The organism is Brevibacterium siliguriense, assembly GCF_900105315.1.
Lineage (GTDB): Bacteria > Actinomycetota > Actinomycetes > Actinomycetales > Brevibacteriaceae > Brevibacterium > Brevibacterium siliguriense.
In genome coordinates, this window is sequence record NZ_LT629766.1 from 3,132,116 (window position 1) to 3,151,951 (window position 19,836).

17 protein-coding genes are annotated in these 19,836 nt (G+C 63.3%); 3 read left to right on the top strand and 14 right to left on the bottom strand.

Annotated features, from left to right (window positions below; genetic code table 11):
• Nucleotides 1-64 precede the first annotated feature (64 nt).
• From BLU88_RS14030 to BLU88_RS14090, 13 genes are all read right to left on the bottom strand, one after another.
• On the bottom strand, nucleotides 65-1,582 hold the full coding sequence (locus BLU88_RS14030; RefSeq protein ID WP_092015158.1) for an aldehyde dehydrogenase family protein: 1,518 nt from the start codon (nucleotides 1,580-1,582) through the stop codon (nucleotides 65-67).
• Entirely contained in the window at nucleotides 1,579-2,340 is a 762-nt protein-coding gene (locus BLU88_RS14035) for an HD domain-containing protein (protein ID WP_092015161.1), read from the bottom strand. Before BLU88_RS14035 ends, BLU88_RS14030 begins: the two co-directional genes overlap by 4 nt.
• Nucleotides 2,337-3,653, bottom strand: coding sequence for an NAD(P)/FAD-dependent oxidoreductase (locus BLU88_RS14040; RefSeq protein ID WP_092015163.1), 1,317 nt, complete (start codon nucleotides 3,651-3,653; stop codon nucleotides 2,337-2,339). Before BLU88_RS14040 ends, BLU88_RS14035 begins: the two co-directional genes overlap by 4 nt.
• A 28-nt stretch (nucleotides 3,654-3,681) precedes the next feature.
• Entirely contained in the window at nucleotides 3,682-4,002 is a 321-nt protein-coding gene (locus BLU88_RS14045; protein ID WP_092015166.1) for a 2Fe-2S iron-sulfur cluster-binding protein, read from the bottom strand.
• A gap of 63 nt (nucleotides 4,003-4,065) precedes the next feature.
• Nucleotides 4,066-4,812 carry an SDR family NAD(P)-dependent oxidoreductase gene (locus BLU88_RS14050; protein WP_092015169.1) on the bottom strand — a complete coding sequence of 249 codons (747 nt, stop codon included), beginning with the start codon at nucleotides 4,810-4,812 and terminating at the stop codon, nucleotides 4,066-4,068.
• Nucleotides 4,813-4,815: 3 nt separating this feature from the next.
• Complete coding sequence (locus BLU88_RS14055; RefSeq protein WP_231939435.1) at nucleotides 4,816-6,696, bottom strand: PEP-utilizing enzyme; 1,881 nt, start codon at nucleotides 6,694-6,696, stop codon at nucleotides 4,816-4,818.
• Nucleotides 6,697-6,766: 70 nt separating this feature from the next.
• A complete protein-coding gene (locus BLU88_RS14060; RefSeq protein ID WP_092015175.1) occupies nucleotides 6,767-7,864 on the bottom strand; it encodes a PEP/pyruvate-binding domain-containing protein in 1,098 nt (365 codons plus the stop codon).
• A gap of 11 nt (nucleotides 7,865-7,875) precedes the next feature.
• Entirely contained in the window at nucleotides 7,876-9,144 is a 1,269-nt protein-coding gene (locus tag BLU88_RS14065; protein WP_092015178.1) for a cytochrome P450, read from the bottom strand.
• Nucleotides 9,145-9,420: 276 nt separating this feature from the next.
• Nucleotides 9,421-10,215: an IclR family transcriptional regulator gene (locus BLU88_RS14070; RefSeq protein WP_092015181.1), complete on the bottom strand. Its 795-nt coding sequence runs from the start codon at nucleotides 10,213-10,215 to the stop codon at nucleotides 9,421-9,423.
• Between the two features lie 67 nt (nucleotides 10,216-10,282).
• Complete coding sequence (locus BLU88_RS14075; RefSeq protein WP_092015184.1) at nucleotides 10,283-11,254, bottom strand: cyclase family protein; 972 nt, start codon at nucleotides 11,252-11,254, stop codon at nucleotides 10,283-10,285.
• A complete protein-coding gene (locus BLU88_RS14080) occupies nucleotides 11,241-11,519 on the bottom strand; it encodes a hypothetical protein (RefSeq protein WP_092015187.1) in 279 nt (92 codons plus the stop codon). Before BLU88_RS14080 ends, BLU88_RS14075 begins: the two co-directional genes overlap by 14 nt.
• 28 nt (nucleotides 11,520-11,547) lie before the next feature.
• Nucleotides 11,548-12,969: a TRAP transporter large permease subunit gene (locus BLU88_RS14085; RefSeq protein ID WP_092015190.1), complete on the bottom strand. Its 1,422-nt coding sequence runs from the start codon at nucleotides 12,967-12,969 to the stop codon at nucleotides 11,548-11,550.
• Nucleotides 12,966-14,327: an RraA family protein gene (locus BLU88_RS14090; RefSeq protein ID WP_231939436.1), complete on the bottom strand. Its 1,362-nt coding sequence runs from the start codon at nucleotides 14,325-14,327 to the stop codon at nucleotides 12,966-12,968. Before BLU88_RS14090 ends, BLU88_RS14085 begins: the two co-directional genes overlap by 4 nt.
• Before the next feature lie 157 nt (nucleotides 14,328-14,484).
• On the opposite strand from BLU88_RS14090, the gene BLU88_RS14095 reads away from it, so the two are divergent.
• Nucleotides 14,485-15,237 (top strand): IclR family transcriptional regulator, encoded by a 753-nt coding sequence (locus BLU88_RS14095; protein WP_092015196.1) that lies wholly within the window; start codon nucleotides 14,485-14,487, stop codon nucleotides 15,235-15,237.
• 102 nt (nucleotides 15,238-15,339) lie between these two features.
• Nucleotides 15,340-16,299, top strand: a complete 960-nt coding sequence (locus BLU88_RS14100) for a VOC family protein (protein ID WP_092015199.1) — start codon at nucleotides 15,340-15,342, stop codon at nucleotides 16,297-16,299.
• A 92-nt stretch (nucleotides 16,300-16,391) separates the two neighbouring features.
• Here BLU88_RS14100 and BLU88_RS14105 read toward each other — a convergent pair whose 3' ends face one another.
• The gene (locus BLU88_RS14105) at nucleotides 16,392-18,482 is read right to left on the bottom strand and encodes a heavy metal translocating P-type ATPase (RefSeq protein WP_231939437.1); all 2,091 of its coding nucleotides are present in this window, start codon (nucleotides 18,480-18,482) and stop codon (nucleotides 16,392-16,394) included.
• 213 nt (nucleotides 18,483-18,695) lie between these two features.
• On the opposite strand from BLU88_RS14105, the gene BLU88_RS14110 reads away from it, so the two are divergent.
• Nucleotides 18,696-19,757 carry a 2,3-butanediol dehydrogenase gene (locus tag BLU88_RS14110; RefSeq protein ID WP_092015205.1) on the top strand — a complete coding sequence of 354 codons (1,062 nt, stop codon included), beginning with the start codon at nucleotides 18,696-18,698 and terminating at the stop codon, nucleotides 19,755-19,757.
• The last annotated feature ends 79 nt before the right edge of the window (nucleotides 19,758-19,836 follow it).

The window sequence follows — 19,836 nt, forward strand, 5'->3', positions numbered from 1 at the left end:
GTGCCGCATCGCCTCGGTCACATTGCGCGTGGTCACACAGAGCGCGATCACCCCTTAGTCGTGCTCACCGCTTCCGATGGATCGACTGATAGGTGATGTACTGGCTGAGCCCCTCGATGCCGTATTCGACACCGAGTCCCGAATCGTGACGCCCGCCGAATGGCGCCGAATGGTTCGAACCGAAGAAGTTCACCCCCACCGAACCGGAGTCGACCTTCTCGGCCACCTCTTGAGCGGCGGCGGCATCGCCGCCGAAGACGATTCCTCCGAGCCCGAAGTCCGTATTGTTGGCCAGGGCGATGGCTTCGTCAGGTCCCTGCGAATCGTCGTAGCGCAGCACCGAGATCACGGGGCCGAAGATCTCTTCCCGGGCGATGCGCATCTGCGGGGTCACCTCGGCGAAGACCGTCGGTTGGATGAACATGCCGGCCTTTCCGTCGATATCGGTCTCGGCTGCGGCTCCCCCGGTGACAGGTCTCGCTCCTTCCTCGTGTGCGGAAGCGATGTATTCCATAACGGTCTTGTACTGTGACCGTGAGGCCACGGGCCCGAACATCGTGTCCTCGGCGAGCGGATCTCCCTGACGGCCCTCGGCGATCGTCCGGCGCACCACCTCGACGACTTCGTCGTACCGGGACGCCGGGGCGATGATCCGGGTGGAGATATAGCAGGTCTGCCCGGTGTTGCGCATGCACGATCGCACGAGCACCCGCCCCATCGCGTCGAGGTCCGCGTCCGGCAGCACGATCGCTGAGGATTTGCCGCCGAGCTCTAGAGTCACCGGACGCAGCAGCTCACCGCAGACGGCGGCGATGCGGCGTCCCACCGGCGTCGACCCGGTGAAAGCGACCTTGCTGATTCCCGGGTGTCGGACGAGGGCATCGCCGAATCGTCCGGGACCGGTGAGCAGATTGACCACACCGGCGGGAACTCCGGCCGCGGCTACGGCGTCGATGATGAAGCGGATGGACAGTGGGGTCACCGAGGCGGGTTTGATGACCACGGCGCACCCGGCCAGCAGCGCGGGAGCGAGCTTGACGACGACGAGGTTGATCGGGAAGTTCCACGGCGCGATGAGTGCGCAGACTCCGATCGGGTCCTTGCGCACCACCGAATAGGAGTCGGCGGCTGCAGGGAAGTCACGGACGTCCTCATCGTCGATCCATCCGGACAGGGTGGCGAAGTGGCGGAAGATTCCGGCAGCATTTGCCGCTGCTCCCCTGGTCTCGGAGATCGGGGTGCCGTTCTCAAGCGTGTTCGTCCGTGCCAGGTCTTCGGCTCGCGCTTCGATCTCCTCGGCGATCCGCACCAGGTATTCCGCCCGCTCGGCCGCGGTCAGGCTCGCCCATTCGGTCATCGATTCCTGTGCTGCCGTCACGGCCCGATCGAGTTCCGCCGAGGTGGCGGCCGGCACCGAGCCCCACACTTCGTCCGTCGCCGGATCGATGACGGGATTGCGCTCGGAATCGGCTGACTCCGTCCACGCCCCGTCGATGAAATGGTCATCGACATGGCTGTACGGCAGGTCTCTGCGCAGGTCGGCCCTTCTCAGGGTCGTGGAGACGGTGTCGACGGTGCTCATCGGATGACCTCGGTGCGCAGGAGATCGCGCTGACGGCGCAGGTCCTCTTCGGCCATGGTCACTGCTGCTTCGGTGATGAGTTCGGGGATGATCTCTCTCTGCAGCCGGTCGGTGTAGGTGGCCATGTCCATATCGAACCACGATGCGGACAGGGCGATTCCGGCCCGGTCGAAGCGCCACTGACGGTCGGCATCACGGACCAATGCGTCTTCGAGGCTGTAGGCTACCGGGCGGGTGTCATGGCCGTCGATGATCTCGCAGACGCGTTCGATGAATTCCTCGGAATAGCCGAGGTCCGGCAATACCCGTCGTGCGACAAGGCAGCCTTCGCGTTCATGTTCGAAGCGGATCGTGGCCCTGCGCCAGTCACCGCCGAAGCCTTCGGAGATGATCCGGGATTCGTCGACATGTGCCCAGCCGGTGTCGTGGAGGATGATCGTGACGAGCACGAGTTCACGGTCGGCCGAGGGGTAGGCCTCGCAGAGACGCTCGGCATAGGCGGCCGATATCGGCAGGTGCACATCATTGCCGCGGGTGCGCGTCTCCGGTTCGATCAGCTTCCACAGCTTCTCGAATCCGCTGCCCGGAGTCGAACAGATCGGCTGTGTGTCGACCGTCCCCTCCATCGGGATGGGTCGAACGGGATAGTCGGCGGCGAAGCGAACGGCCCGAGGGTCGGCTGCAGTGTCACCGGACTCTGCTGCCGCCCAGCTCGGGTAGTCCTGTTCGCGGCTGCTGCTGTCGGTTCGGGTGTTCATCGGGGATCCTCTCGGTCGACGGCGATGGATTTGAGCATGACGCTCATATCGCCGGCCTGGTCGGCAGGTATCTGCTGGTTCTTCGCCAGAGCGGAGCGCACGGCCATGAAGTCCAGGGGAGCATTGACGCAGTCGGCTGCGATGATCTGCCCATCGCGGTAGTACAGGACGCTGAACTTGCCCTTCTCGTCGTCGCGACGAACCACGGTGGAGTCGAAGCCCATCGACAGTCCGGCGATCTGCAGCTTCATATCGGCCTGGTTCGACCAGAACCAGGGAATGCCGGCGTATTCCTCACGTCGTCCCGAGACCGAATAGGCCGCGACCTTCGCATGCTCGATCGCGTTGTTCACGCTCTCGAGGCGGATCCGCTCACCCTCCGGTGCATCCGGCAGCGGGTTGGGCATGTTCGCCACGTCCCCCACTGCGATGGTGGTGCCGTCGGAGGCGAGCGCATAGCGGTCGACGACGATTCCGTTGTCGGTCTTAAGACCCAACTGATCGGCTAATCCGGTGTTCGGGATGACGCCGATGCCGACGATGACGAGCTGGGCGGGGACCACGGTCCCATCTGCCAGTGCCACTCCGGACACACGTCCGCTGCCGTCATCGACGAGAGATTCGACTCGGGAGTTGAGAATGATGTCGAGTTCGCGTTCGCGGTGTGCCTGATAGAAGTACTCGGAGGTCTCCTCTCCGACGGCGCGTCCGATAAGTCGGGGGCCGTGTTCGAGCACGGTGGCGTTCTTGCCCATTCCGTGCAGGGAACAGGCGACTTCGAGGCCGATGAATCCGCCGCCGATGACGACGACATCGGTGAAGTCATCGAGGCTGCCCTTCAGCGACAGAGCGTCATCGGCGCTGCGCAGATAGGTCACTCCTGCAAGGTCGGCGCCGGGCACTTCGAGAGGTCTGGCTCGCGCGCCAACGGCCAGTGCCAGACGGGCGAAGGGGTATTCCTCACCGTCGGTGGCGACGGCGACTCCGGAGCCGTCCGGGTTCTTCTCGATCTTCTCGATGCGCGAGTTCTTGACGAGTTCGATGTTGTGTTCGTCCCAGTATTCGGCGCTGCGGAAGATGAGGTTCTCTTTGTCGACCGTGCCCTGCAGGAACTCCTTGGACAGGGCCGGGCGCTGGTAGGGCCGATGATCTTCTTCGCCGAGGAGGGTGATCGATTCGGTGAATCCGGTCCCCCGCAGTGAGATCGCCAGCTGCACTCCGGCCTGGGAGGCTCCGATGATGAGCATCCCGGTCTGTGTGCGAGCCGGTCGATTCTGTGCATCGGCCGGTCTCGGCTGCGTTGTCGTAGTCATGTCACACCTGGGTGTTGTCGTAGTCATGTCACACCTGGGTTTCCGGAGTGGTCACGTGCAGGTCCGTGTCGTCGGTGATCTTGAGCTGGCAGGACAGGCGGGAGTTTTCCTCCCGGTCCTCGGTCGTACCCCACAGCATCTCGTCTTCCATCTCCGACATCGGGTCGAGCCCGTCAAGGTCGGATTCGGCGACGAAGACGTGGCAGGTGGCACACGACAGGGACCCGCCGCATTCGGCGACGATGCCGGGCACGCCGTTGCGCACAGCGGTCTCCATCACGGAGTCGCCGACTTTGGCGTCGATATCGCGGGTGGTGCCTTCGGAATCGGTGAAATGTACGGTCGGCATGTCATTCCCTTTCCTACAGTGGTGCTGGTGGTCTGTGGTTGATGTGTCATCGGGTTGAGGCGTTCAGATGAACTGTCGGCCGCCGTCGACGACGAGTGTCTGGCCGGTGATGTATCCGGCCTCGGGTGACGCGAGGAACATCGTGGCGCCCACGATGTCGTCGGGTTGGCTGGCACGGCGGATGGCGCCGCGGTCGACTCCGTAGGTCGCTGCATCGTCCATGAGCTCATAGCTGGCTTCGGTCAGTGTGAACCCGGGAGCGATTGCGTTGACCGTGATGTCCCTGGTGCCCAGTTCCTTTGCCAGCACCCTGGTGAGTGCGATGACCCCGCCCTTGGACGCAACATAGTGCGCCCATTGGGTGGATCCGGACATCACCGTCGCCGAGGACAGGTTGACGACCCTTCCTCCCGCTGGCAGGTGGGGGCTGACTGCTCGCGTCACCTGCCAGGGGCCTTTGAGGTTGACCCCCATCACGAGGTCCCATTCGGCCTCGGCGATGCCCTCGAAGGGAGACCGGGTGATCCCGGCGTAGACCGCAGCGTTGTTGACGACGACGTCGATGCTGCCGCCCCCGAAGTTCGCGGCTGCCTCGGCGAGGCTGACCGTGGAATCACGGTCGGTGACGTCGACCTCGCAGGCCAGGGCGTCCGCCGAGGCGGCGCGCAGAGCCGTGGCCGTCTCCTCCGCGCCGGCGAGGTTGATGTCGGCGACGACCACTCGGTCGCCGGCCGCTGCGAACCCTTCGGCGAAGGCGCGGCCCAATCCCCCGGCGGCGCCGGTGATGAGCACCGTGCGTGGATCAGCCATCGTTCAGCTCGCTGCCGTGGCGTGGGCGTGGCTATGAGCACCGGGACCACTGACTTCGGGAACGGTGTCCTCGAGGTCGAGGATCTCCACGGTGCCGCGGGTTCCGTCCACGCGCAGTCGCTGACCGGTCTGGATCGTCGTCGAGGCGTTGCCCGTGCCGGTCACGGCCGGCAGCGCGTACTCGCGGCAGACGATGGCGGCGTGGCTCATCATTCCGCCGATGTCGGTGACGGTGGCTTTGAGTTTGCCGAAGATCGGTCCCCAGCTGGGTGCTGTGACCGGGGCGACGAGAATCTCGTCCTGTTCGATCTCGTGGATGTGCGAGGCGTCCATGACCACACGGGCCACTCCTTCGACGACGCCGGGCGAGGCGGCCATTCCGCACAGACCGGTGACGTTGTCGGAGTCGGCTTCGAGCCAGGACTGGACCTGTTCGGTGGTGATTCCCCACAGCATCCGGGTGAAGGGCTCGGTGATGGCCTCCGGCGGGGTGTTCAGTGCCGGCTGCGGACGAGCTGTCTTGAGAGCTGCGACGATCTTCTTGCGTTCTTCGATGATCGGCGGCCAGTGGGCCGGGGCGATCGGCCCCTGTGGGGCGCCCACACCCCACGCTGTGACGAGGTCGAAGAGGACATCCCGGACTTCGTTGCGGTTGAGGTAGAGGAAGTCGCCTGCTTCGGGGAAGACTCCGTGCTCGACGAGAGTTGCGGCGAGCTCGCGGACCTTGCGCCAGAACACTCCCATCGTCCAGTGCTCGATGTAGAAGTTGTGGTTCTCCACGTACGGGTAGGCGGTGGCGGCCAGCTGCCGTTTGGCTTCGAAGGTCGCTCCCTGCTCGTCATCGAGGAGATCGCGATACTCGGTGACGATGCGTTCCTTCTCTTCGATGAGAGCATCAGTGGGACGCATGATCGTCTGCCCCTCATCGAGGCGGCGGATGTAATCGGCGATGAAACCGAGCGGGATCGAGAACTTCTCCTTCCAGTACTCGTCGTGGGCGTAGAAGCCGTTTCCGGTGGTGAAGTTGAACCAGGGGTCCTGTGCCTTCTCCCACTGGGCCAGCCAGGCCGTGCCTCCATCGGCTGCCGCGATGGCCTGCAGCGTCGCCTCGGCGTCGTCGGTGTTGTCGAACGCCGACTGCAGGCCGAGCTCGACGGCCGTGGTGGCCAGTTGTTTGAGTTCGTCGTCCGGGCGGAAGAGCTCCATGTCCACGCCCTGAACCATCGTCGCGATCGACTGGTCGGGAATGTCGGGGAAGATCTCCTTGCAGTAGTTGAAGAAATCGAGATAGGCGATGTAGCCGAGGTTGAGGAATTCGAAGTGATACTGCCAGTTCTGGTAAGCGAGTTGGATGAGCCGGTCGAAGTTCTCGAGCAGTCGCTCGGATCCGTCCTTGGCCTTGCCGGAGAGGATGTCATCCATGGGGACCATATCGGGAAGCTTCGAGAAGTCGAGCGCTTCGATCTCATCGATGGTTCCGCGGACCTTCGTCCTCCACTGCTCCAGGAGCGGCTCCCAGTTGGCGAAGTAGTGGCCGATGCGCGCTTGGAACTCCGGCAGTCGAGCCTCGATCTGGTCTTCGGGCACAGGGATGGGCGACATGTACAGGTAACCGTGGTGGATGCGGAAGTCGATGCCGTTGGCATTGGGGATCATCAGGTGGCGGGCGTTGTACTGGCCCAGGCACTTGACGGCGAACTCTCCGCCGATGGTCTCGAACGGCTTGAACACGGTCGGCCAGTGCTGCGAATCGCAGAACCAGAACTTCTCGTCCTCGATCTCCTTCAGACTGTCCTGGAACACGAGGTAGTAGGGGTAGATCTTCTCCCAGCCTTCGGCTCCCGCGGGTACGGGAAGATCGGAGGGACGAGGAAACGACTTCATTGACATTGTCTGCTCCATTGCATCGGTGGTTCGTGAGTTCGGTGGTGTGTGAGGTTCGCTGCGGTCGGGTTCAGCCGCTCTTCTTCATCAGGGAGGCAGTGATCGAGCCGAGGTCGATTCCTCCGGTCGACGCTGCCGCCGGTGCGGCCGGCTTCGACGCTGCGTCGGGCTCTCTGTCGGTCTTCTTCTCTGCAGAGGAATGCACTGTCTCCGGCCGGGACTGCAGCAGGAGCAGGTTCTCGCCGTCGGGCAGGTCCCGATCGAGCGCCCATTCGATATCCTGCGGACATTTGTAATGTTTCTCCGCCCGTTTGGCCAAAGTCGCTACCTCCGTCAGCTCCTCGTCGGAGAGGCACCGGACCTCGGCACGGGCGGCCGGGACTTCGCGTTCGGCGAGCTCCCCGTCGGCGGGGACGAGTTCGATGTGCTTCTCCCCGATGTGTTCGTGGACGATCTGGAGGGTGATCTTGTCCAGCAGAACATTGTCGGGGGTGACGAGACCGGAGACAACGGTCTCCCCGACTCCCCAAGAGGCATCGACTGCGATCTTCGACCGGTCGCCGTTGGCGGGGTTCATCGTGATCGCCACTCCCGCGGTCTTCGCATTCACCATCTTCTGCACGACGACGGCCATGGACAGACCCTCATCGGGGATGTTGTTCTTCAGTCGGTAGATGATGGCTCGGGAGGTGTACAGGGAAGCCCAGCATCGGCGGATGTGCTCGGTCACCGCGGCGTAGCCCGTCAGCCACAGGTAAGTGTCCTGCTGACCGGCGAAGCTGGCATCGGGCAGGTCCTCTGCCGTGGCCGAGGACCTCACGGCCATGGGCACTTCGCCCCCGCAGGCGGCAGCGAGTTCGTCAAAGGCGGTCTTCGTGGCTGTTCGAACCGCTTCGGGCACCTCGGAGTCGGTGAGTCGGCTGCGGATGCGCGCGGAGATCTCATCCACCTCGGCGACGTCATCGGGATTGAGTGCTCCGAGTTCGGTCACGATCTCTTCGGCGATGCCGGATTCGGAGACGAAGCTGTCGAAGGATTCTGTCGTCACGACGAATCCGGGCGGCACGGGCATTCCTGCCTGGGTCATGGTCACCAGTGAGGCGCCTTTGCCGCCGAGGTCGGCCAGCCGGGGTTCGGCTGCGGAGTCGAATGATTGCACGAGACTCATGGTCTTCTCCTTCACCAGGTCACCGGGACGGATGTGGGCACGCGGAACGAGAGATTCTCCCGGAAGTCGATGTCCGCGTCGTCGACGAGTTTCAGATTCGGTGCCAGACGGGTGATCTCCTGCAGGCAGATCTTCGCTTGGAGCTTCGCGAGCATGTTGCCCAGGCAGTAGTGGATGCCGAATCCGAAGGACAGGTGTTCGCGGGCGTTGGGCCGGCTGATGTCGAAGTCCTCTCCGCCGTCGAAGCGGGATTCGTCGCGGTTGGCTGAACCCATGAGCAGCAGCAGTTCGTCACCTTCGGCGATCTTCACTCCGCCCACTTCGGCGTCCTTCAGCGCTTTGCGGCGCCATCCGACGATCGAGCCGGAATACCTGAGCACCTCGTCGACCGCTGCGGGGATCTTCTTCTCATCGTCGATGAGCGTCTGCCACTGGTCCGGATGAGCCAACAGCACTCGCAGGGTGTTGCCGATCAGCGTCGTCGTGGTTTCGTGGCCGGCGAAGAGGAGTGAGTAGAGGACGGAGGCGATCTCATGATCGCTGATCTCCGCGCCTTCGGACTGCGCCTTGACGAGGTCGGCGGTCATCGAGTCTCCGCCGTGCTCATGGGCATCGGCGACGATGCTCAGGCATTCCTGCCAATACTCGACGAGGTTGTGGGCATGTGGGATCTGCTCTTCATCCGACAGGTCGCCCCACGTCATGGCGGCCCGTGAGTCGGACCAGCGCTTGTAGGTGTCGACCTTGCCGATATCGGCGCCGATGAGCGTGAGGATGGTGATGGTTGGGATGTCGTAGGCGAGGTCGCGGATGATCTCACCGTCCTTGTCCGGACGCTCCAGCATCGTTTCGACGCGACTGACGACGTTGTCCCGGATCTCCGGTTCGAGCTTCTTGAAGCGTCGCGGCGTGAAGGCCTTCTGCACGATCTCACGAATGCGGGAGTGCTCGGGCGGGATACGTGCCGAGAGCCCCGAGTAGGCGGTGAAGCCGCCGTCGTTCATGATCTTCGTGGCCTGCGGGCCGCGTTTGCGCACCGGGGCCTGTGCGTTCTCCGAGGAGAAGGTCTCCCAGTCTTCGAAGACCGCCTTGATGTCGTCGTAACGCGTGACGACCCAGTAGCCGACCCTCTCATCGAACATCACGGGTTCTTCCTTGCGCATCTCGGCGTAGGCCGGGAAGGGGTTCTTCATGTCGAAGGGTTCGTACCCGTGGTGAGACCCCTGAGTCGCGCCGCTGTAGGGGCACTTGCCGGTCTCTGCTGCGGATTGCAAAGTCATTCCATCTCCTGTGATGCGGGTCACTGCTAACAGTGATGATCACCCTACAGGTGCGACTGGGATTCTCGATGGCTTGTCTTCCATTCAACGGAAGCGACTTGAAAGCGCTGAATTCGCCGCCTCACACGACGTCGGATGTGTTTTCCCGAGGTCAGCGAACTATAAGGAAGACCGACGAAACTTCGGCGCAGCACCTTGGCCGAGACTGCACGCAGGCTCGACGAACCTGCCGACGGCAAACTGGTGACCGACAACCGATCTTGCTGGTCTGTCCTCTCAGCGGTGTGAGCCCAGCAGCGTCTCGAGAGGAATTCTCGCGGTTGCCGCCTCGATCCGCTCGCTGATTCCCTTGAGCGCCGCCAGATGCCGAGTCAATGTACCAGCTTTCTCGGATGCGACGACGAGGCCGATGCTCGAACCGATTCGACCGGTATGGAAGACAGGGACTGCGATTGAACATGCACCTGGCCGCTGCTCCTCATTCGTCACAGAGAATCCCTCGGTCCGAATCTGCTCGAGCTGCTCGGCAAGCAGCCCGGGATTCGTCACGGTCCGCGGCGCGACCTGGTCGAGCGGCTGCCGCAGGTAGGCCTCGGAGAGCCAGTCTTCCTCAAAGGCGAGCAGCACCTTCCCGACGGCAGTGGAGTGCATCGGCAGGCGCCCGCCGACCCGTGATGCTCGCGGGACCCGCTCCGTTCCGTAGACTCGGTCGATATAGAGCACTTCACGGCCATCGCGGATCGCGAGCTGGGAGGTCTCGCCCGTGAACGAATAGAGATCCTGGATGAAGGGTCGGGCCGTCTCGCGCAGTTGCCGGCCGACGTTCTGCCCCATCTCCCACAGCCGCAGTCCCAGCTGATATCGCCCCTGCGGAGTGCGAGAGAGAAACTCCCACTCGACGAGTTCGTTGACCAGACGGTGCGCGGTGCTCAGGGGAATCTGGGCCGCCTCGGCCAGTTCGGTGAGTGTGAAGCTGCGCCGCGGCTCCTCGAAGGTCGTCAGCAGACTGAGGACCTTGTGAGTGACGGTGCGGCCGGCTTTCGGCACCTCCGGACGCTGATTGTGCTCCATGCCCGAGAATCTATCGGATCTGTCAACGTCGACACCGGCGAAGATCACGGATTGCGGGGCACCCGAATCACCGAATCGCAGTAGCGTTCGGTGGCGATCCGACTCCTCCGACGAGGTTGAGCGGCTTGATGATGCACATCGCGTCCCAGCGTCCGGTCTGCTCGGAGTCCGCGAGCAGCGACTCAAGGTTCCACAGCTCCCCCAGCGGCACTCCGAGCTTCGCGATGAGCTCCTGATGCATCATCCCGCTGTCCTCCGGCGCAGTTTCGAGGAAGTCGCTGTCCTCCACGACCGGCAGGACCTCAACAGCGAACGTATCGGTGGCGAAGGTCGCCACCTTGTGGTCCCAGATCCAACGCGCCAGGTCCCTTGACTGCCGGAAACCGGTGGCGCGCCGCCCGGAACGGACCTCATCGCGGATCTCGTTGCCGGAGCCGATGAACCACGAGGACCAACCGGTGTGCACCATGACGATGTCACCGGAACGAACGCTCACGTCCTGCCGTGCACACGCTCGTTCCAAGTGGTCGACCTCGAGGACAGGGCCGGCTCGGTGATCGAGCGGTGCGCCCTCATCAGAGAGGAGGCCCGCGATGTCGAGGAGGATTCCCCTGCCGACGATCGGCCGTTCTGCCCAGGCTTGGACGCCAAGGGCGGGAGCGCCCGCCTGGATCGCGTCGTCGTCCACTCCGTCGTAGAATCCGTGCCCGGAGGCTCGGCGGTGCCGAAGTCCATCGACCTGTGACGTCGCCTGCAGGAAGAACTCATGGAGCACATCATCTCGGGACTCCGAGTGAGCCGACAGGATCTCGTGTTCCGGTGCACGCCTGGCGCGAGCCATCGGCGGGTCGAAGGCACTGAGTGAATAGTCGAGGTTGAACACCTCGCCCCTGACCACCGCAGCAGCTGCTTCGCGCACCTCGGTAGCACCGGCGAAGTTGGCCGTGCCCCGGTCGGGATCGCCGAAGACTCCCCACGATGATCCGGACGGGGTATTCGTCTCCAGCTGCGCATAGTTCGGGTGCTCAGTCTTCTCCATCTTTCGGCGCTCCTTTGTGGAAGTAAGTGAGAACGAAGGCCAGAAGGCCCGCGATCGAGGACATGCCGAACGCGTACGGTCCGACCGTCTCCGCGATGACCATGGCCATCATTCCCTTCGCCCCGACGATGAGGACCATCTGGCAGATGACGATCACGGCCCCGCCGAGAAGGAAGATGACAGTGGAGAGTGCGAACAGGTGCGAGCAGATCGATTCGAAACGTCCACGTTCCGTCTTGACTGCTGATTCCGCATTGCCATTCATGATTGCGCCTTTCGTTGGCTGTGCACGGTCAGACAGGAAGGATCTGGAGGGCGATGAGTGTGCCGACACCCAACAGCGGCACGCAGTAGTACTTGAGCAGCGGGATGAATGTCTTGCCTGGGTCCACCTCGGCGATGCCGGCCGCAACATAGATCGGTGCCCCCGATGGCGGCGAGGCCCCCTCAGTCGAGGCGAAGATCAGCGCTGCTGCCGCCGCGACAGGGACCGGTATACCCGTACTCGCCATGGTCATCACGGCGACCGGGCCGATAGCGGCCATGGTTGCGCTGGCGGTCAGCGGCACTGCAATGAGGATGATGATCGCGCCGATGGCGATGGCCATGAGCCATTTCGGAACCGCAAGGAGCGCGAGCAGGGATTCGAGTTCGGTCGCCAGACCCATTTCGCCGAGAAGGTTTGATGCTGAGAACGCTGCGAAGATGGTGATTCCGATGACTCCGAACGACGGAGCAGAACCCTGAACCAGCTTCCACCAGCCAGATGCACTCTTCGGCAGAGATTTCCTCCCGAGGAACAGAACACACACGATCATGAGGACCGGGATCCAGGTGAGCAGGCTGATGACGTCTGACATAGCGTACGGCGTCGGATCGAGGACCGTCCCGTCGGCGAGTTCACGGCCCGGTGCGAGTTCCGAACTTACGCCGGTGAACTCACCGAGCACGGTGGCGAGCGGTCCGAACGATATCAACAGGGGAACAGCGATCGGCACGGCAAGGAGAACCGTCGTCCACCCCTTCGTCAGACTGGTGCGGACCGGTAGGCGCTCCGCGGCGGGCACAACCGGGATCTTGTACTTTCGCACGATCCAGAAGGCGATGATGAGACGGTAGGCCAGAGCCCACAGACCGGCGAAGAACAAAGGTTTGACGATTTCGTCGGATTCCATTGCCCCCTGGGCAACAAGTCCTCCGACGAGGATGAACATCGTTCCCGAGAACGGGAAGCTGACGCCGAAGCCAGCCAGCCCTGAGGCTACCGTAGCTGCGATCTCAGGTTTGACGCCGGCCTTCTTCATCCATGGGATCGTGATCGAACCGACGGCGGCAGTGATTGCCGCGCCGATGTGCGCGATTGCCCCGAAGATAGCCCCAGCAACGGTAGTTGTATAGAGATGACCGCCGCGGAATCTGCCGAGGAGCGAGTTGAGGAGATCGACGAGCTTCGCCAGCACCGGAGTGTGTTCGAGTGCGTAGGAGACGAACACGAAGGCTAGAGCCGCGAACATGATCTCTTCGGTCAAGGCATCAGTGATCGATGTCCTGATCATTGCGGGTACCGAAGTCTCCGCCGTTCCTCCGACGAAGACGGCGAAGATGCAGATAGCCAGGAACCCCAAGGTCATCGCTTCACCGATATTGCGCCCGACCACCGCATTCCAGACGATGATGACGACGATGAATGCGACAAGAGCCGCGATGGCGATCATGTCAGGTCACCTCCGATGATCTTCTGCCGACGACTGGCTTCGTCGTTCTGAACGGCTTGAGCGAGGCCGAGCGTCTCGGCCGCTTCTGCCCAAGGAACGACGACGATTCCGTCGTCATCGGCGACGACAAGGTCACCGGGCTCGACCACCACGCGTCCGATGGCCACCGGCACATCGATCTGCCCTGGACCATTCTTATACGGACCCGCCGGATTCACCGCCCGAGCCCATGCGGGGAAACCCATCTCTTCGAGGTCACGGACATCGCGCAGCGCTCCGTCGGCAACGATTCCGACCGCGCCGCGTTTGCGGGCGCGTTCGGCCATGAGCTCCCCCAGCAGCGCACGGTCGGTGTGCCCCTGGCCGTTGACCATGATGAAGTCTCCGGGCTCGACTTCTTCGAGAGCCTGTCGCAGCACAAGGTTGTCACCTGCCGGGACAACGACCGTTTTGGCTCGCCCGACGGCCTTCACCCCGGGCGACAGCGCCTTGATTCCCCCGTCGACCAAGCCCATCCGCTCACGAGCATCGCCGATGTTGGCGGCCGGCACTGACGAGTAGGCAGCCAGGATCTCGTTCGTCGGCATCATGGACGCGGCGGCGATGAGCTGGTGGGAACGGGCGGCAGCGCGAGACATCGTCGACTGCGCACCGAGAGAGTCGATCATTTCCGCCGCTTCCCTAGCTTCGTGACCGCGGCGGACTGCGTGTTTGATGGTTCCCGAGAAGAGCCGTTCGACTGCTTCGACTCCGCCCGAGTGCTCAGCCGAGACTTGCTCGAGCACCCACTCCCGGGCGCCCATGGCTTCACCGGCGTGCAGGGTTTCGACGATCAGTGCGCCGAGACCTTTCATGAAAGTGCTGCGAAGCAGTTTGCGTTTGGCCGCGTCGCCTGGCTCACCACCGATGTCTTCCACGGGCGCGCCGAGTCGAGAAAATACCTTCGCCGCATGCGCCGAAGCCTCACCGCTGATGACCAGAGGGGTCGCTGCTCCGTGTTCAGGAACTGAGCCGACTACCGCTACGTCTGCATAGCGGTTAGCTCCGACAGTCTCGCCGACTTCGTTTTTGACGGCGGCAGCGGCTGAGTTCATGTCGATGAAGATCGCGTCCTCCGGCAGGAAGCCCGCAACAGATTCCGCTGCGGGCACAGCGGCCCGCCCGCCGACCACACACATCACCGCATCAGCGGTCGCCACGAGCGCTTCAGGAGTCTCCGCTCGTGCGACACCGCGCGGAGTCGGGACGTCCGCTGGGTCGAAGCCGGTCACCTCCCACCCGAGGCCCACAAGGCCTTCAGCGTAGAGAGCCCCCGCCTCACCCAATCCAATTACCGCTACATGCATCTTCGCAACCATTCTATGAGACTTATTTTCGCAGTACGAAATACTGCAGGGTTCGCGAGTGATTGTCAACACATCGAATCCAGTAGCTGAAAACGGAACTTCATTTCCGAGGAGTAGAATCTCACTGCATGGGAATCGCACGGATGAGTCACCCGACGTCAGGAGGCATATGGCCACCCAGAAATCGCCGATGAGATCGCTCGAGAGAGCCATCGACGTTCTCGAAATCCTCGACAGTTCAAGAGGGCCACTTCGCCTGAATGAGATCGCTCGCCGCGCAGAACTCCCAGTCGCCACAACTCAGCGCATTCTCGCTGTACTCGAGTCCCGCGATCGCGTCGAAAGGGACAGCAATGGCTACCGTCCAGGCATCGCACTGACCTTCGGCGCCCACGCCTTTTCCACGACCAACCCGCTGATCCGCGCAGCCCGACCGGTCCTCATCGAGCTCGCATCCCTGACCGGGCTGACATCCACCCTCTACCGAGAGCACAACGGACAGCGAGTCGCTTTGTCCCGCGCAGGAATTGCCCGCAACTTCGGCTACGAGCTAGTCGTCGGCTCGCGACTGCCCCTGACAACTGGCGGCGGAAAAGCGATCCTGGCCCAGCTTGACGACGAATCCATCAGAGCGCTATGCGAAGAGTCATCCATGCATGACAACACCCCCGACCTACACGCTCTGCTCGACGACGTCTCCGGTATCCGCGCGCGCGGCTTCTCCATCTCGAGAGAAGAGCGGGAACCGGGAGTTGCCAGCGTGGCCTCAGCCGTCCCTGCGGAATATGGAATCCTCGCTGCAATCCAGATCACCGGCACGATCGACGACTTCCCTGAAGAGAAGACGCACTCGATGGGACGCCAAGTCCGACAAGCCGCAATCTCGATCGGCCACGGACTCCCGGAGTCACACCCCTTCTGACCCCAAAGACTATAGGCGCCGCTCTAGCAGGGATTACACGTTGAATATTAAACTACCTCGATCTACACTGGCATCAACATCCCATCGGCACAGGAGAACAGCATGCCCACCACCCCCACCCATGCGCCGCCCCCTGACGCCCTGAAGACGCCTGTCGTCGATGAGAAGCGACTCAGCACGGCCACCGGTATGGACGCAGTGACCCTGCGCGTCGGCGATCTCGAGAAGATGTCGAACTACTACTCGAACGCCTTGGCGATGGAATCGCTCGAAGAGACTTCCTACGACGGCGAAGTCCACCGTGTGCTCGGTCGCGGCACCACTCCTCTGGTCAAGCTCGTGGCCACCCCGGGCCTGCCCGGCGTCGACCCCAAGCAGGCCGGGCTGTTCCACACAGCGTTCCTGTTCGATACCAAGGAAGCCCTGGCTGCAACGGTCGCCCACGCCGCGCAGAACACGAACAGCACCTTCGTCGGCTCCAGCGACCACTTGGTCAGCCAGGCTTTCTACTTCACCGACCCCGAAGGCAACGGCATCGAACTCTACGTCGACCGCGCTCGTTCGGAATGGACGCATTCTCTCGACGGTGAGGTCCAGATGGACACGCTCTACCTCGATCCGAACCGATTCCTCGAACGCCACCTCAACGAGGATGTCCTCGCGAACACTGCTGCGGAGGCCGGAATCGTGGGCCACGTCCACCTGCAGGTCGGCAACATCGCGCAGGCTCGCGAGTTCTATGTCGACGCGATCGGCTTCGAGCCCTCCCTGTCATCGATGCCCGGAGCCCTCTTCGCAGCAGCTGGCGGATACCACCATCATGTCGCCATGAACACCTGGAACAGCCGCGGTGCCGGCCCCAGGGCCGCCAGTCTCGGTCTCGGCGATGTTGCGATCACCGTTCCCGGCCGTGAGGACCTCGACGCCCTGGTCGCACGACTGCGTGCGCACAACCTCGATTACGCCGATGACGGACGTTCCGTTCACGTCACCGATCCGTGGGGCACTCAGGTCACCCTGGCCACCGGAGCCAGCTCCATCGACGAGGCGCTGGCTCGCTGAAATTCCGCCGGTGCGAACAGGTCCACCGGCCGGCATCCGTCGAGGCGGGTGATGCTCAAAGGCATCACCCGCCTCACGTGGCTCTGCTTAGCTCAGCTCTTGGAGCGCACTCGCTCGACCGCCGCCTGCGGGTGCAGGTCGAGTCGGCGCAGCAGCTGGGCGTTGAGAGCGACGACGATCGTCGAGATCGACATCAGGATCGCCCCCACGCTCATCGGCAGGACGAATCCGATGGGCGCGAGGATCCCTGCGGCCAGCGGCACCGACAGCAGGTTGTATCCGGCCGCCCACCACAGGTTCTGCTTCATCTTCCGGTAGGTTGCCCGAGAGAGGTCGACGACCGAAAGCACGGAGCGCGGATCATCGGAGGCGAGGATCACCCCGGCAGAGCCGATGGCCACATCCGTTCCAGCTCCGATGGCCAGGCCGACGTCTGCCTGGGCCAAGGCGGGAGCGTCATTGACTCCGTCACCGACCATAGCAACTCGACGCCCCTCCCCCTGCAGCTCGGAGACTTTCGCCGCCTTGTCAGCGGGATGAACACCGGCGTAGACACGGTCGATACCGAGCTCGGAGGCCACGGACCGGGCGACTGCCTCGGCGTCTCCGGTGATCATCACGACCTGCGCACCGACGGCGTGGAGCGCATTGACGGCGTCGCGAGATTCCGGCCGGATCTCGTCGGCCAACCGCAGAGCACCGACGACAGACCCGTCGACGAGCACATGGAGGATGATGGCCCCCTCGCTTCGCCACGACTCCGCCACAGCTGCCTCAGCGGCACCGTGCGCCTCGAGCAGCCTGGGACCGCCGACCGCGACGGTTTCGCCCGCAATGACGGCCGAGACTCCGACCGCAGGTGACGAGGAGAAATCGATTGCGCTCGGTACATTGATCCCCCGCTCAGCCGCAGCCTTGACGATGGCAGTGGCCAGCGGGTGCTCACTGTCGGCTTCGGCCGCGGCAGCCAGACCGAGCACCTCGTCCTCGGTGAGTGTGGTTCCGTTGCTCGGGACCGCCTCGACGCCGGTGACCGTCGGCTCACCCTTCGTCAGGGTGCCGGTCTTGTCGAAGAGCACGGAATCGACCGTGCGCATCGTCTCGAGTGCGAGCCGGTCCTTGACGAGGACGCCGGCGCGGGCGGCACGCTCGGTGGCGATCGACACGACCAACGGAATGGCCAGGCCCAAGGCGTGAGGACAGGCGATGACGAGCACGGTGATCGTGCGGACGACCGCCGAGTCCGGCATGCCGATGAGCGACCAGACGGCCGCGGTGATTACGGCGGTGCCGAGCGCGAACCAGAACAGCCAGGCAGACGCTCTATCGGCGATGCGCTGAGCCCGCGACGATGAGTTCTGAGCATCGGAGACCAGCTTCTGGATTCCGGCCAGAGTCGTGTCGTCACCGATTGCGGTGATCTCGACGCGAAGTCCGGAGTCGGTGGCGACGGTTCCAGCCACCACGGATTCACCCTCGCCCCGTCGGACCGCGGCAGATTCTCCGGTGACCATGGATTCGTCCATATGGGCCGAACCGTCAATGATCTCACCGTCGGCCGGAACCGATGAGCCGGGTCGGACGAGGACGATGTCACCGACGACGAGCTCGGCCGGAGCGACGCTCACTGTCTCCCCGTCGACGACCTTCTCGGCCTCGTCCGGCAGCAGCGCGGCGAGACTGTCCAACGCCGAGGTGGTCTGCGCCAGTGAGCGCATCTCCATCCAGTGTCCGGCCAGCATGATCACGACCAGCAGCGCCAGCTCCCACCAGAAGTCGAGCTGGGGGTCGAGCAGACCCAGCGACGAGCCCCAGGAGGAGATGAAGGCGACCGAGATCGCCAATGCGATGAGCAGCATCATACCCGGGCTGCGCCCCTTGATCTCGTCGAGTCCGCCCGCCAGGAACGGCTTGCCGCCCCAGATGAACATCACGGTGCCGAGGATCGGAGCGAGCCATCGGAGCGCGCCGAGGATGCCGGTTTCCGGCACCTCGTATCCGACGAGATGGCCGAACATCGGGCTGAACGCAACGACGGGCACGGCGACGACGAGCATGATCCAGAACAGTCGCCGGAACTGCGCAACATGATCACTGTGGCCGGCATGCCCCATGTGGCCTGAATGACCGGAGTGCCCGCCATGGCCACCGTGGTCATGATGAGCGTGGTCAGCGTGATCCATGGTCACAGTGTGTTCGAGATGCCCCGCTTCAGCAGGCTGGACTCCGTGATGCTGATGTTTCTGCTGTTTGTCCATACTCCGAATCTATACCCCTAGGGGGTATAAAGCAATGGTGATTCCCCTCACCTGCAATCCGATGCAACTATGGCTCTCGCGTCGTCAGCGCTCTAGCGTCGAAGGACGCCGAACGCAAGACCCACGAAAGGACACAGCATGAGGGCAGCACGATTCCACGATCGCAAAGACATCCGGATCGAAGACATCCCCGAACCCGAACCGCGACCAGGCGCAGTCGCGATCGATGTGGCCTGGTGCGGGATCTGCGGCACGGATCTCCACGAATACTTGGAGGGGCCCATCTTCGTCCCGCCCGCCGGACACCCCCACCCCATTTCCGGCGAATCCGCACCCGTGACCATGGGGCATGAGTTCTCCGGCACGATCACTGGACTCGGCGAAGGTGTCACTGACCTGGAAGTCGGCCAGAACGTCGTCGTCGAGCCCTACATCATTGCCGAGGACGTCGATACCAGCCCCGGCCAGAGCTATCAGCTGTCGAAGGACATGAACTTCATCGGGCTCGGCGGCCACGGTGGCGGATTAGCGGAGAAGATCGTCGTTCAACGCCGCTGGGTGCACTCCATCGGCGACATTCCGCTCGATCAGGCAGCACTCATCGAGCCGCTGTCAGTCGCCCACCATGCAGTCAGACGATCAGACGCTGAAGCCGGACAGATCGCCATCGTCGGCGGCGCGGGACCGATCGGCCTCCTCACTGCCGCCGTCCTCAAGGCCAAAGGGCTGACCGTCTTCATCTCCGAACTCTCCGAAGCGCGAAAGGAGATGGCACTGTCAACAGGCGTTGCCGACGAGGTTTTCGACCCGCGTGAATCCGACGTCGCAGAAACCGTCCACGAGCGCACGGGCGGACGAGGAGCCGACGCGGGATTCGAGTGCTCATCCGTCCCTGCGGTTTTGGACATGCTCATCGACGCTGTCCGCCCGGGCGGCGTCATCGTCAACGTGTCCATCTGGGGACATAAGCCGGAGGTCGACATGCCGAAGCTGGTCCTCAAGGAGATCGATCTGAGAGGGACGATCGGCTACTCCGGCGACCACCCCGAGACAATCAGACTCGCCTCCACCGGAACCATCGATCTCTCGGCATTCATCACCGCACGCATCGGTCTGGACGAGCTCATCTCCGGCGGATTCGACGAACTCATCAACAACAACGAACACCATGTGAAGATCATCGTCGACCCACGCGCTTGAGCCACCAGGAACCTCCTCGGTGCCCTCTCCACGAGCACCCCGCAGATTCGAGGGAGCGGAATGTTGATCTCAGCGGAAC